The 14373-nt window shown below is 49.0% G+C and carries 13 protein-coding genes; 9 read left to right on the top strand and 4 right to left on the bottom strand.

Translation table 11 applies throughout. The annotated features are described in order from the left end of the window. Position 1 precedes the first annotated feature (1 nt). Positions 2 to 385: a fumarate reductase subunit FrdC gene (gene frdC, locus NHN17_RS15155; RefSeq protein ID WP_107351011.1), complete on the top strand. Its 384-nt coding sequence runs from the start codon at positions 2 to 4 to the stop codon at positions 383 to 385. A 10-nt stretch (positions 386 to 395) separates the two neighbouring features. Further along, positions 396 to 758 carry a fumarate reductase subunit FrdD gene (gene frdD, locus NHN17_RS15150; protein WP_107351010.1) on the top strand — a complete coding sequence of 121 codons (363 nt, stop codon included), beginning with the start codon at positions 396 to 398 and terminating at the stop codon, positions 756 to 758. A gap of 184 nt (positions 759 to 942) precedes the next feature. On the opposite strand, the gene efp is transcribed toward frdD, so the two are convergent. Next, a complete protein-coding gene (efp, locus tag NHN17_RS15145) occupies positions 943 to 1509 on the bottom strand; it encodes an elongation factor P (RefSeq protein WP_255043411.1) in 567 nt (188 codons plus the stop codon). Positions 1510 to 1542: 33 nt separating this feature from the next. On the opposite strand from efp, the gene epmB reads away from it, so the two are divergent. The 3 genes from epmB to NHN17_RS15130 all read left to right on the top strand — a co-directional run bounded on the left by epmB (position 1543) and on the right by NHN17_RS15130 (position 4702). Next, a complete protein-coding gene (gene epmB / locus NHN17_RS15140; RefSeq protein WP_255043410.1) occupies positions 1543 to 2565 on the top strand; it encodes an EF-P beta-lysylation protein EpmB in 1023 nt (340 codons plus the stop codon). Between the two features lie 576 nt (positions 2566 to 3141). Next, positions 3142 to 4047, top strand: a complete 906-nt coding sequence (gene rimK, locus NHN17_RS15135) for a 30S ribosomal protein S6--L-glutamate ligase (protein WP_255043409.1) — start codon at positions 3142 to 3144, stop codon at positions 4045 to 4047. A 100-nt stretch (positions 4048 to 4147) separates the two neighbouring features. Beyond that, on the top strand, positions 4148 to 4702 hold the full coding sequence (locus NHN17_RS15130; RefSeq protein WP_255043408.1) for an MgtC/SapB family protein: 555 nt from the start codon (positions 4148 to 4150) through the stop codon (positions 4700 to 4702). A 640-nt stretch (positions 4703 to 5342) separates the two neighbouring features. Here the strand turns inward: NHN17_RS15130 and groL are convergent. Beyond that, on the bottom strand, positions 5343 to 6989 hold the full coding sequence (gene groL, locus NHN17_RS15125) for a chaperonin GroEL (protein ID WP_255043407.1): 1647 nt from the start codon (positions 6987 to 6989) through the stop codon (positions 5343 to 5345). A gap of 41 nt (positions 6990 to 7030) precedes the next feature. Beyond that, on the bottom strand, positions 7031 to 7321 hold the full coding sequence (locus NHN17_RS15120) for a co-chaperone GroES (protein WP_107351003.1): 291 nt from the start codon (positions 7319 to 7321) through the stop codon (positions 7031 to 7033). A 207-nt stretch (positions 7322 to 7528) separates the two neighbouring features. Between NHN17_RS15120 and NHN17_RS15115 the strand changes: the two genes are divergently transcribed. Continuing rightward, complete coding sequence (locus NHN17_RS15115) at positions 7529 to 8920, top strand: MATE family efflux transporter (protein WP_255043405.1); 1392 nt, start codon at positions 7529 to 7531, stop codon at positions 8918 to 8920. A gap of 144 nt (positions 8921 to 9064) precedes the next feature. On the opposite strand, the gene NHN17_RS15110 is transcribed toward NHN17_RS15115, so the two are convergent. Further along, the gene (locus NHN17_RS15110; RefSeq protein WP_255043404.1) at positions 9065 to 9616 is read right to left on the bottom strand and encodes an FxsA family protein; all 552 of its coding nucleotides are present in this window, start codon (positions 9614 to 9616) and stop codon (positions 9065 to 9067) included. Between the two features lie 459 nt (positions 9617 to 10075). Between NHN17_RS15110 and aspA the strand changes: the two genes are divergently transcribed. The 3 genes from aspA to NHN17_RS15095 all read left to right on the top strand — a co-directional run bounded on the left by aspA (position 10076) and on the right by NHN17_RS15095 (position 14372). Then, entirely contained in the window at positions 10076 to 11539 is a 1464-nt protein-coding gene (gene aspA, locus NHN17_RS15105; RefSeq protein ID WP_255043403.1) for an aspartate ammonia-lyase, read from the top strand. 106 nt (positions 11540 to 11645) lie between these two features. Next, entirely contained in the window at positions 11646 to 12953 is a 1308-nt protein-coding gene (locus NHN17_RS15100) for an anaerobic C4-dicarboxylate transporter (RefSeq protein ID WP_255043402.1), read from the top strand. 486 nt (positions 12954 to 13439) lie between these two features. After that, positions 13440 to 14372 carry a LysR family transcriptional regulator gene (locus tag NHN17_RS15095; protein ID WP_255043401.1) on the top strand — a complete coding sequence of 311 codons (933 nt, stop codon included), beginning with the start codon at positions 13440 to 13442 and terminating at the stop codon, positions 14370 to 14372. Position 14373 lies beyond the last annotated feature (1 nt).

Below are 14373 nucleotides of genomic sequence, written 5' to 3'. Positions count from 1 at the left end.
GATGAGCAATCGTAAACCTTACGTTCGCGAAATGAAGCGCACCTGGTGGAAGGATCACCCTTTCTACCGCTTCTACATGGTTCGTGAAGCAACTATTTTACCGTTAATCTTCTTCACTATCTGTCTGACTTTCGGTCTAGGTAGCCTAGTGAAGGGCCCTGAAGCATGGGCGGGCTGGCTAGAGTTTATGGCTAACCCAGTAGTTGTAATTCTGAACGTGCTGGCATTGGCGGGTAGCCTGTTCCACGCACAGACTTTCTTCAGCATGATGCCTCAGGTAATGCCTATCAAATTGAAAGGCAAGACACTGGACAAGAAAGTTGTTGTTCTGGCTCAGTGGGCTGCAGTTGCTGCAATCTCACTGTTCGTACTAGTTCTAGTTTAAGGAGAACCACGTGGTTAATCTAAATCCTAAACGTTCTGACGAACCAGTATGGTGGGGTCTGTTTGGTGCTGGCGGTACTTGGTTTGCAATGCTAACACCTGTGACTGTGCTGGTACTGGGTATCATGGTACCACTGGGTATCCTAGACGCTGATTCAATGAGCTACGAGCGCGTTGCCGGCTTCGTCACCAGCATCATCGGTGCACTATTTACTATCGCGACTCTGGCTCTGCCAATGTGGCACGCGATGCACCGTCTGCACCACGGTATGCATGACCTGAAATTCCACACTGGTGTGGTAGGTAAAATCGCATGCTACGCAGCAGCATTCCTTGTGTCTGCACTGGCTGTAATTTTCGTATTCATGATCTAATCGTGATACGAAGCAAAAAAAGCACCGCATCGCGGTGCTTTTTTTATGCCTGCTCGGTCGATTAAGGCCCAGACCCAAGAGACTTAATCAAGCAGATAAACGAGCAAAAAAAATCCCTCGAGTAAATCGAGGGATTTGTGTATAAAGCCAGGCCTAAGCGACCTTTTTTACAACCGGAAGTGAATTACTTCACACGGCCTACGTACTCAGCTGAGCGCGTATCAACTTTAATCACTTCACCGATAGCGATGAACAATGGTACACGTACGACTGCACCAGTGGTTAGTGTTGCAGGCTTACCACCGGTACCCTGAGTATCACCTTTTAGGCCAGGATCCGTTTCGGTTACTTCTAGTTCAACGAAGTTTGGTGGTGTTACGGCAATTGGGTTACCGTTCCACAGTGTTAGCGTACAAGTGTTGTTTTCTACTAACCACTTCGCGTTTTCGCCTACCGCTTTAACGTCTGCCGCAATTTGCTCAAACGTTTCATTGTTCATGAAGTGGTAGAATTCACCGTCGTTGTAGAGGTAATCAAGCTCAGTATCGATTACGTCTGCAGCTTCAACGCTTTCACCAGACTTGAAAGTCTTCTCCAGTACCTTGCCTGAAAGCAGTTTACGGATTTTAACGCGGTTGAACGCCTGGCCTTTGCCCGGCTTAACAAATTCATTTTCGATAATGACACATGGTTCATTATCTAGCATAATTTTCATTCCGCCGCGGAATTCATTGGTGCTGAAAGACGCCATTTCTATCCTCTTAACATCTTCGAGTTGTATTTAATGCCGCATATAATAACCCGAAACGCCTCATCTGTTGAGCAAAACTGGCTGAATGATCTTGCTAATGCGATTTCTGATCCGATTCAGCTGCTAAATAGCCTTAAAATTGATCCCGCCCCTTGGGCAGAAGGCTTAGCGGCCCGGAAATTATTTGCGCTGCGTGTCCCTAAGAGCTTTGTCGATAGAATGGAAGTTGGCAACCCTTACGACCCGTTATTGCGACAGGTTTTGCCTCTGGCAGAGGAATTCGAGGTGCACCCGGGCTATTCCCAAGACCCCTTAGAAGAGCAAGACAATGCCATTCCTGGTCTACTGCACAAATACAAGAACCGGGCCCTGCTGATCGTCAAAGGCGGCTGTGCCGTTAACTGTCGCTATTGCTTCCGTCGCCATTTTCCCTATCAGGAAAACCAAGGTGGCAAACGTAACTGGCAGCTTGCACTGGACTATATCGCCAGCCAACCGGACATCAATGAAGTTATCCTATCCGGTGGCGATCCATTGATGGCCAAGGACAATGAAGTGGCCTGGCTGATCGATGCCATCAGTGCTATTCCGCATATCAAGCGGCTGCGTATCCATTCCCGCTTACCGGTGGTCATGCCATCTCGCATTACCCCCGAGCTATGCCAACTGCTGGCTCGCAGCCGTTTGCAAACGGTGCTGGTCACCCATATCAACCATGCCAATGAAATCAACGAGGAGCTGGCTCAGGCGATGCTGGCGCTCAAGCAGGCTGATGTGACACTGCTGAACCAAGGGGTATTGCTCAAAGGCGTCAATGACTCCGTCGAGGCCCTGACCCACCTCAGCGAATCCCTGTTCGATGTTGGTATCCTTCCCTATTACCTCCACGTGCTGGATCGGGTCCAAGGCGCAGCGCACTTTATGGTCGACGACCACACTGCCCGCCAGCTAATGGCCGGCCTGATGGAGAATGTGTCGGGCTATATGGTGCCGAAACTGACCCGAGAAATCGGTGGCCGCCGCAGCAAAACCCCGCTGGATTTGCGCCTCGAATAGTTCCCCCCGAGTCTACTTTACGGGGGTCATATCCCCCCCAGCCTCAACGTACAGCAAACAACAAAATAAACACCCTTTAGGTGCTCAACACGACACTCAAGGGTAAACATCAGCCAGGTTAACCTAAACCATTGTTTTTAAGTGGATTAATTATGTTCAGCTTTTTGAGCTTTTTCCCCTGTTAGCTCACAGCAAGCAAAAAGGTATCATTTACGATCAGGACACACAACACGAACAGCAAATACCCTCTTGTTCAGATAAAACCTGAACAAGTATTTATCCCATCATGGGCAACCCAAAAACCAACAAGTAAATCATTGATATAAAGTAACTTAAACTCACGTTCAGCTTTTCAGGCTTTTTACCGAGTAAGCCTAAAAAACCAAAAAAAACACGACAGGCCATAAAGTTAAAACACCAGCAAAATATTTGTTGGACTCAATCAAAAAATATCATCGCCAAATCGCTCGCATTTAGAACCAAGTAAGCGCATAGTCGCGCTCCGATCTGCAGGCTAAGAAGGCAGCCAAACTTCACGCCTGCACACTATCCATCACCTTATTAATGAGTAACGCAATGAAAATTGGCATTCTCTCCCAGAACGAAAACCTGTACTCAACCCACCGCCTGCGTGAGGCCATCGAACAGCGCGGCCATGAAGCTGTAATCATCAACGCTTTGCGTTGTTATATGAATATCAACTCGGTCAAGCCATCGATTCATTTCGAAGGCCAAGATCTGACGGGCTTTGATGCCATTATTCCGCGTATAGGTGCGGATATTACATTTTACGGCTGCTCGGTATTGCGTCAGTTCGAAATGATGGATGTGTTCTCCGTGAACCCGTCCATCGCGATTTCGCGTTCTCGGGACAAGCTGCGTTCACTCCAGTTACTCAGCCGCAAAGGGGTGGGCATGCCGATCACAGGTTTTGCCAGCAAGCCCGATGATGTGCCGGATTTAATCAAGATGGTCGGCGGCGCCCCACTGGTGATCAAACTGCTCGAAGGCACCCAAGGTATTGGCGTGGTATTAGCCGAAACCCAAACAGCGGCCGAGAGCGTGATCGAAGCCTTCATGGGGTTGAAAGCCAACATCATGGTGCAGGAATTTATCGAGGAAGCCGGTGGTGCCGATATCCGCTGTTTTGTCATCGGCGACAAAGTGATCGCTGCAATGAAGCGCCAAGGGGCAGAAGGCGAATTTCGTTCCAACTTGCATCGTGGCGGCAGTGCCTCATTGATCCGCATTACCCCTGAAGAGCGTAAGACTGCGGTTGCCGCGGCAAAAGCGATGGGACTGAGCGTTGCTGGGGTTGATTTACTGCGATCCAAGCGCGGACCACTGGTTATGGAAGTAAACTCTTCCCCCGGTCTGGAAGGCATTGAAGGTGCAACAGGCAAAGATATTGCCGGAATGATTGTCGAGTACATCGAAAAGCATGCAGGCAAGCGCAACAGCCGTCGCAACTCTCACCAATAGCCACACCGCTATGAAGACGTGAAGCAAACGAAAAACCATAAGCAGCCAAGGGCTGCTTTTTTCATCCACCAAAGCCGTCTTAATAATAGGAGCAACAGCCATGTTATGGCTTGATATCACCCCGTTCACCTGGCCCGCCCTACTCCAATGCGCCATTTGTGGCGCGGTTATCGGGGTGGAGCGCCAAGTTAGAGGTAAACCGGTCGGGATCCGCACTTCGACGTTAATTATTATGGGGACCTACTTTTTCATTACCCTCGGCGAAACCCTGTCGAGTAACAATGCCGATATTTCCCGGGTCATGGCACAGGTGATCACCGGGATAGGCTTCCTGGGAGCCGGGGTGGTGATGACCAGAGACGGACAAATCCATGGTGTCACCTCCGCCGCAGTGGTCTGGATGCTGGCCGCTCTCGGAATCACTATCGGTTTGGGCTATGGCCAAACCGCAGTGATCATGACAGGTGTCGTGGTGTCTATTCTGCTCGGCGTCGACAAGTTAGAAAACAGCCTGCGTATTCTGCGCAAGGGGGTTCATGCCCACTTGAGTGATCGCCGCCAGTTAAAAAAGGTAAGACGACACAGCAGCGAGAAGCAAGCAATCACGGAAGAGTCAAACACCGAAAAAAAACAGGCGTACAGCGACAAGGGATAAAGGTGGCTTTTTGGTGACCATTCTGACCACCTACATTCAAAAGCGTCAATGACAAGTATAAGTGATTGATTAAAAACAACTAAAGTATTGTTCAGCTTTTTCGGCTTTTTTCCTGACAAACTCAGTTCTGCTCCTTTAGCCATTTTCCGGCAGACGTTCAGGGAAAGAGCCACCCTTCGTACAGCTTTATCCTGGAATTACAGCTAAAAGCAAACCAAACCCAAGCATTGCGTCAACCCATCAATATTGACACCTAAGCCTATGATTTTAAACACATTGAATGGCGTACAGCTTTTCATGCTTTTTACCAAGTGAGCTGCCACAATCTATTTACTGTCATTTTTTCCCTATAACTGGCTCACCCGCTCGCTAACCGCCAGACAGTACAGCTTATCAGTCGATATACAGGAAAAAGCCGACCAAAATAAAAACTTGGTGCCAGGGGCGTTCTTACAAGCGTAAGTGGCTGATACTAAAGTAAATATCAAGCGTGCAGGTTTTTAAGCTTTTTTCCTGACAAGCCTGCCATAGGACAAGTAGCCTCCAAGCCGCTCCCTTATTGCTATTTCTCAGGCACAAAAAACGGAGGCGTAAGCCTCCGTTTATATGTTTTGTCAGCTACCTCAGTGAGATAGGGGTATCACATCATACCACCCATACCACCCATGCCACCCATACCGCCCATATCAGGCATTGCAGGAGCATCAGCTTGTGGCTTATCAGTGACCATCGCTTCGGTTGTGATCATAAGACCAGCAACAGAGGCAGCAAACTGAAGTGCAGAACGCGTTACTTTCGTTGGGTCTAGGATACCCATCCCGATCATATCGCCGTACTCACCCGTTGCCGCGTTGTAACCGTAGTTACCTTCACCTGCACGTACGTTGTTAGCAACAACAGACTCTTCATCACCCGCATTCTTGGTGATTTGACGAATTGGTGATTCCATTGCTCGTAGTGCAACACGGATACCGACATTCTGCTCTTCGTTATCGCCTTCAAGGCCAACAACTTTAGACGCAGCGCGGATCAGGGCAACACCACCACCCGCAACCACGCCTTCTTCTACCGCTGCACGTGTTGCGTGTAGGGCATCTTCAACGCGGTCTTTCTTCTCTTTCATTTCAACTTCAGTCGCAGCACCCACTTTGATCACTGCAACACCGCCTGCTAGCTTAGCAACACGCTCTTGTAGTTTCTCTTTGTCGTAGTCTGATGTTGCGTCTTCGATTTGCTGGCGAATCTGGGCTACACGACCCTGGATCATCTCTTCCTCACCCATACCATCGATGATAGTGGTGTTTTCTTTAGTGATCGTAATACGCTTCGCTTGACCTAGGTCTTCTAGCTGAACTTTTTCTAGCTCTAGGCCAATCTCTTCAGAAATAACCGTACCCGCAGTTAGCACCGCGATGTCCTGAAGCATAGCTTTACGGCGGTCACCGAAACCAGGCGCTTTAACCGCAGCCACTTTCACGATACCACGCATGTTGTTCACAACTAACGTTGCCAGTGCTTCACCTTCAACGTCTTCTGCGATAATAAGCAGTGGACGAGATGCCTTAGCAACACCTTCTAGCGCAGGAAGAAGTTCACGAATGTTCGAGACTTTCTTGTCGATAAGCAGGATAAATGGACTTTCCAGATCAACGGAACCCGCTTCCTGGTTGTTGATGAAGTAAGGAGACAGGTAACCGCGGTCAAACTGCATACCTTCAACAACATCTAGCTCATCATGCAGAGCTTGGCCTTCTTCAACCGTAATAACACCATCACGGCCTACTTTTTCCATTGCTTCAGCAATGATGTTACCAACCGTTGCGTCAGAGTTAGCTGAGATAGTACCAACCTGAGCGATCGCTTTGGTGTCTGCACATGGCACAGAAAGCGCTTTTAGCTCTTCAACCGCGGCAACAACCGCTTTGTCGATACCGCGCTTAAGATCCATTGGGTTCATCCCCGCAGCAACAGCTTTCAGGCCTTCAGTAATAATTGACTGAGCCAATACTGTTGCTGTTGTGGTGCCGTCACCCGCCGCATCGTTTGCTTGAGATGCCACTTCTTTAACCATCTGTGCGCCCATGTTCTGGAATTTATCTTCCAGCTCAATTTCACGCGCAACAGATACACCATCTTTAGTAATAGTTGGTGCACCAAATGATTTGTCGAGTACCACGTTACGGCCTTTAGGACCCAGCGTTACTTTTACTGCGTCAGCCAGAACGTTGACACCTTCTAGCATTTTAATTCGTGCGTCGTTACCAAATTTAACGTCTTTAGCAGCCATTTCAGTATTCCTTTCTTAATTCTAGATTCGAGGTGATCGGATTATTCAACGATTGCCATGATGTCGTTTTCAGACATGATCAGGACTTCTTTACCGTCAATCTTTTCAGTCTTGGTGCCGTAGCCTTCTGCAAAGATCACAGTATCACCAACTTTAACGTCCAGTGGTTGTACCGTACCGTTTTCTAGAATGCGACCTTTGCCTACTGCCAGCACAACACCGCGAGTAGATTTTTCAGCTGCAGAGCCAGTTAGAACGATGCCGCCAGCAGATTTTGATTCAACTTCTTGGCGCTCAACGATAACTCGGTCATGTAAAGGACGAATGTTCATCGGTCGTCTCTCCTGATTGGTAATATCCATACTAATAAAAAGATAAAAGGCCTGTGACCCTTACTTTTTCTGATACATAAACATGTTGGGTCGTTTTTCTAGAACCCAAGCCCCAGAGACGTTTTTTTTACAAAATATCTCAGAGAATTTTTGCCCGATCACACTCTTTGCATTAGGGTAAGCGGGCATACTTTTCCCGAGACGAACATGGCAGATAACAACAAGCCAGATATAAATAGGGCTGACACCAGTCGGCCGGATAAACACGGGCTACTGTCCGAGCCTATTCCTGATGTCCTCAAACGCCTAACCGTACCGATGATCTTCGGCATGGTGGCGATTTTGATGTTCAATCTGGTCGATACTTTTTTTATTTCTCTACTAGGTACCGAGGCACTGGCGGCGGTCAGCTTTACCTTCCCGATCACCTTTGCCATCAACTGTATCACCATGGGGATCAGCGTCGGGATTTCGACCAGCATCGGCCGCCTGCTCGGCAGCGGCAATACCCGCAGTGCTGCCAGGTTAACCACCCACGGCCTGATACTGGCGCTGCTACTCATGGTGCTCGCCTCGACATTGGGTGTGCTGACCATCGAGCCACTATTTAGCTTGATTGGCGCACGGGCCGATTTACTGCCAATTATCAACGACTATATGTCCATCTGGTATCTGGCGATCCCGCTGCTGGTGATCCCAATGGCAGGCAACAGTGCTATCCGGGCAACAGGAGATGCCAAAACCCCAGCCAAGATCATGATCCTCGCTGGCGCAATCAATGGCGTTTTGGATCCTGTCTTGATCTTCGGTATCGGTCCGTTTCCGGAACTTGGGGTGAAAGGGGCGGCCATTGCCAGCGGAATAAGCTGGGCTTTTGCTCTGGCTGGCTCGCTGCATGTACTTATCAAGCGAGAAAAGCTGGTAGCGCCGCCACAACTGGCTCGCCTTGCCAACGATTGGCAGCAAATTATGCAAATCGGCACGCCAGCCGGCTTATCCAATGCGCTTAACCCATTATCAGGCGCATTGCTGATGTCACTGTTGGCAGTTCAGGGAACTGCGTCAGTCGCCGCCTATGGGGCCGCGATGCGCATCGAGTCCATTCTGATCACGGTCATGATGGCTATGGGTTCAGCATTGATGCCATTCATGGCGCAGAACCTGGGCGCCGATAAACCGCAGCGCGCGTTTGCCGCACTGTTCACGGCAATGCGCTTTGCCATCCTGTTCCAGCTGTTGATCTTCATTATGATGGTGCCACTGAGCTGGCCACTGTCTTCCCTGTTCAGCCAAGACCCAGCGGTACAGTCACAGCTATGGCATTACCTGGTGGTCGTCCCGGTCAGTTACGGCCTACAGGCGGTTTGTATGTTACTGATCAGTGCCCTCAATGCCATGCATCGCCCAATGGATGCCTTGGTCTGGAACCTATTTCGGCTATTTGCCTTGCTGCTACCCATCGCTTGGCTGGGTAGCCAGCTGTACGGCACCGAAGGGTTATTTGTTGGGATCGCGATAGCCAATGCCCTCAGCGGGGTCGCCGCCTATCTGTATGCGGTCAAGCTACGTCGCCGCTGGCAAGCAGTGCCCATGAACTAATGCATTCACACGCCGTAACTAATACCAGCCTACATAAATACTTGATCAACTACTTATCCAGATTGGTATAATATGAACAGCATTAACAAAAAAGGCAGCCTCGGCTGCCTTTTTTATGTCCGTCATTTCTATAAGCCAATATGCTTAAGGTAGTCGCGGTGAATCATTGTCTTTATTTTTGTCGTCTTTACGCTCAAATTCACCATCAAATACATCACCATCCTGCTGGCGGCCCTGAGAGCTATCACGATATGGACCACGTTGTTGCTCGAAAGGATCATGTTGTTCAAAGCCCTGCGGACCAAATCCGGCACTGAACCCCGCCCCTGATGACATACCCTGAACCGTCACCCGGCTCATCAACTGCTTGGCTAACCACGCACGCGGCCCCGGCAGCAACACCGCCATCCCCATCGCATCGGTCATAAAGCCCGGTGTGAGCAGCAATACGCCACAAACGGCAAGCATGACACCTTCAAGTATTTGCTGGGCGGGCATTTCCCCTTTCTGCAAGCGGCCTTGCACCGACATCAAGGTGGCAATGCCCTGACTACGTACCAACGACGCACCGACTACCGCCGTGACCAGCACAAGTCCCATTGTCGGCCACAGGCCAAGGAAACCACCCACCTGAATAAACAGGGCGATTTCGACAATCGGCACGACAATAAACATAAACAGTAATATCGGAAACACGGCTTTCCCCTTGCTGGTAGGCGTTAATTGGAGCCAGGCTGTAACACGCGGGTGTCACACTACAGAAATTTCTCTTACATAATACAAATATTGGGAGCAGATAGACATTTTTCAACTCTTTTCTATCGGGTTTCTATGTAACGATTGGTTACAATAAGATTGCCGTAACATAGAAACACCGCGTTCACATTTTGTCATAAGTGGTCATTTTTGCACATGACCCCCAGAGTAGTTGTTAACAGTGCTTGTGATCAACATCTCATTCCAGTGCAAATGTTTTCACTACATTTAAAAAAGTGATCTGGGTTATGTTTTTACCCCTAAAGGGGAGTATTATCGGCAGCAGACAATAGGTGTCAGGTACGATCATCTAGCCAAACTCTCTGCGGAATGGACTCTAAAGTTTCAGAATTGGCTCAATATTTGAATTTAATTAGCAGATTCCACTAAGGCTACGTCATGTCTCAGATGATTGATCTAGAAAAAAATGAAGCAATGGTAAACAACGTTGCAACTCGTATCGAAGAAGATCTACTAGGCGAACGCCAAGTTCCAGCCGACGCTTACTGGGGTATCCACACCCTACGTGCAGTAGAAAATTTCAATATCTCTAAAACTACAATCTCTGACGTTCCAGAGTTCGTTCGCGGTATGGTTTTCACCAAGAAAGCTGCTGCAATGGCGAACAAAGAACTGGGCGTTATCCCATCAGAGGTTGGTGAATACATCATTCAAGCATGTGATGCGATCCTTGATACAGGTAAGTGCATGGATCAGTTCCCGTCAGATGTATACCAAGGCGGTGCCGGCACGTCGGTAAACATGAACACCAACGAAGTTATTGCAAACCTTGCTCTTGAGCTTATGGGCAAAGAAAAAGGCGAGTACGACATCGTTAACCCGAATGACCACGTCAACAAGTCGCAGTCGACTAACTGTGCGTACCCTACCGGTTTCCGCGTAGCGGTATACAACAGCATCATGAGCATGCTGGAAGCACTTGAGTACCTCAAAGGTGCTTTCGATGCGAAAGACAAAGAATTCGCCTCTGTTCTGAAAATGGGCCGTACCCAGCTTCAGGACGCAGTACCAATGACTGTTGGCCAAGAATTCCACGCGTTCGGCGTACTTATCAAAGAAGAAATCAAGAATCTTCACTACACCGCTCAGCTGCTTCTAGAAGTAAACCTAGGCGCAACGGCAATCGGTACTGGCCTGAACGCAGCCACTGGTTACCAGGAACTTGCGGTACAGCGCCTAGCTGAAGTAACTGGCCTACCTTGTGTACCAGCGGAAGACCTAATCGAAGCAACCTCTGACTGTGGTGCTTACGTAATGATTCACGGTGCACTTAAGCGTACCGCCGTTAAGCTATCTAAGATCTGTAACGACCTGCGCCTTCTATCTTCAGGTCCTCGTGCTGGTCTTAACGAGCTAAACCTTCCAGAAATGCAAGCTGGTTCTTCTATCATGCCAGCTAAAGTAAACCCCGTTATCCCAGAAGTGGTTAACCAGGTTTGTTTCAAAGTTATCGGTAACGATACAACAATCACTTTCGCGGCAGAAGCCGGTCAGCTTCAGCTGAACGTGATGGAGCCAGTGATCGGTCAGGCACTGTTCGAGTCTATCGACATCCTGAAGAATGCATGTATCAACCTACGTGACAAGTGCATCGACGGTATCACTGTCAACAAAGAAGTATGTGAGTACTTCGTGTTCAACTCTATCGGTATCGTTACTTACCTAAACCCATTCATTGGCCACCACGAAGGTGACATTGTTGGTAAGATTTGTGCTGAAACAGGTAAGAGTGTCCGTGAAGTTGTTCTAGAGCGTGGTCTTCTAACTGAAGAGCAACTAGACGACATCTTCTCGGTACAGAACCTAATGCACCCAGAATACAAGGCTAAGCGTTACAACTAAGTTGTGAACACTAAACAGCCCGGCGGATTTTCAGGATGAGGATCCGCCTTTTTTTGCTACAGATTTCCCCCTTTTATATTTTTTAACTTTAAGACAGGACAATCATATGGTTGGTGTAGAACTATTAGTCGTTCTCGCGTTCATTTTCTTGGGCGCTCGAATTGGTGGTATTGGTATTGGTCTGGCAGGTGGTGCCGGTGTTATCGTACTTTCTTTGATATTGGGCATGCCAACAAGCCAAAGCTATATCCCAATTGACGTAATCCTTATTATCATGTCTGTTATCACTGCGATTGCTGCTATGCAAGTTGCCGGTGGTATGGATTGGCTGGTTGAACTCGCCGAAAACTTCCTGCGAAAGAACCCGAAACGTATTACGTTCTACGCACCTATCGTGACATACCTGATGACCCTAATGGCAGGTACTGGCCACACGGCGTTCTCAACGCTTCCAGTTATCGCAGAAGTAGCCAAAGAGCAGGGTATCCGACCTTCACGTCCGCTATCTATCGCTGTTGTTGCTTCTCAAATCGCGATCACCGCATCGCCTATCTCCGCAGCGGTTGTCTTCTTCTCTGGCATTCTTGAACCGCTCGGAGTGGGCTACCTAACCCTGTTGGCAGTCTGTATTCCAACCACCTTCATTGCATGTATGGTTGGTGCATTCGTTGCTAACTTCCTAGGCTGTGAGCTAAAAGACGATCCTGTTTACCAGGATCGCCTAGAAAAAGGCCTAATCAAACTTCAAGGTTCAACTAAGCGTGAGATCCCTGCAACAGCGAAGAAAGCGACCTTTATCTTCCTAGCCGCTATCTTGATCGTTGTTGCTTATGCAGCGGCTATTTCTGGCTCTGTTGGCCTGATTGAAAACCCTGCACTAGGCCGTAACGAAGCTATCATGACCTTCATGCTGGCAGCTGCGGCGGCTATCGTATTCACTACCGGTATCGATGCTGCGAAAATCCCAGCCGCTCCAACATTCCGCTCTGGTATGACTGCGTGTGTGTGTGTACTCGGTGTCGCATGGCTTGGTTCTACGTTCGTTAACGGTCACGTTGACGGCATCAAAGAAGTGGCTGGCTCACTACTGAGCGACTACCCATGGATGCTGGCACTGGTATTGTTCTTTGCTTCTATGCTGCTGTACTCACAGGGCGCAACCACTACCGCTCTGATGCCTGCGGCATTGGCTATCGGTGTTGCACCGCTAACAGCAATTGCTTCTTTCGCAGCAGTAAGTGCGCTGTTCGTACTACCAACTTACCCAACGCTACTTGCAGCGGTTGAGATGGATGACACAGGTTCAACCCGTATCGGTAACCTAGTCTTCAACCACCCATTCTTCATTCCAGGTGTGGTAACTATCAGTACTTCTGTCGCCCTTGGCTTCGTATTCGGTGGCATCATCCTGTAATTCAGGACATTTGCTTCCTATTAAGGTCGCCTTCGGGCGGCCTTTTTTATTGCTAGAGGCTAGAGGCTAGAGGCTAGAGGCTAGAGGCTAGAGGCTAGAGGCTAGAGGCTAGAGGCATTGTGAGCACCCACCAACAACAATCAAAAAAACAAATGAATTTAGTCAGGAAGTATATGGTTTAGGCGCACGAAAATAACTCGGTTTTGACAACCAAGAGAAGCGAAAATATAGGATATGAAAAGTATGGTTCAGGATTCGAACCGAGAAGAAAGGTTACAATAGATATTTAATGTCTCCGCCCCATCCTAGGGCGAAGACAGAGAACAAATACGGATTCCCGACGTATTTGCTCATTCCGGCGGTAACGTCAATCCCAACATCCCGACCGGATTCATGTCTCTTTTTGCTACAGAGCAGACCAAGACAGGAAAGTCTGCCCCCTAATAATAGTCATTGAGGCGACTTGGTAATAGAGGTAAAAGCGTTATGCAGAGATGCAAAAATGGTATGAAGTTAGATGACCTGCGCACCCTGATTGCGATTGCCCAACATGGAAGTTTCAGAGCAGCCGCCAGTGCGTTAGATATTCCACCCACCACCCTTAGTCGGAGGCTGCAGCGGTTGGAAGATACCCTCGGTAGCCAGCTGGTGATCCGGGATAGCCGTAATGTTTCCCTGACCCCGCTAGGTAGAAACTATTTCGAACGTTGCCAGCCATTGCTGACCCAACTGGAGACGGCAACCGCTGAGCTACACGACAGTAGCCACAGCGAACCACGGGGGGCATTGCGGATTTCTGCCCCGGTTGGCCTACTGACTTACCGCTTGATGCCGTTGTTTAATCAGTTTCTCGCGCTATACCCAGAGATCAGCCTGTCGTTGACTCACCTGTCCAACCAGCACCATGACTACAGCCCCGAGCAGTATGATGTAGTCTTTCGTGTTGGCCAGCAGCCTGACTCCAGTTTTGCCGCCGCCAATATCGGTGCATCTCAGCGGGTATTGGTTGCTAGTCCTGACTACCTCACAGGTCATGGCTCGCCCATTCACCCCGACGAAATCAACGAACATTCCCGCTTGGCCAGTGTTCCTGAGTTTGAGTGGGCACTAACTAATAAAATGGATAGCCAAGAGACTATCTGGATCAATTCACCGGTCAAAATGGCTATCGCTGATCTCAACAGCATCAAGCAAGCAACCATCGAAGGGCTGGGGATCGCCTGCCTGCCAAACTATGTGGTTGCCGATGCCCTTGCTACTGGCCAGCTCTCATCGATGATGGACAACTGGTACTCGCCGCCACGGCCGATTTATATGCTCTACCAGCGCCTGGGGTATGTCCCTGCTCATATCCAGATCTTCACTGATTTCATGCGTGATGCGCTCGATAATGGCAACCAAACAATAAAAGCCAAGTGAA

The organism is Photobacterium pectinilyticum (genome assembly GCF_024357955.1).
GTDB classification, from domain to species: domain Bacteria; phylum Pseudomonadota; class Gammaproteobacteria; order Enterobacterales; family Vibrionaceae; genus Photobacterium; species Photobacterium pectinilyticum.
This window is presented reverse-complemented; position numbering and strand designations above follow the sequence as displayed.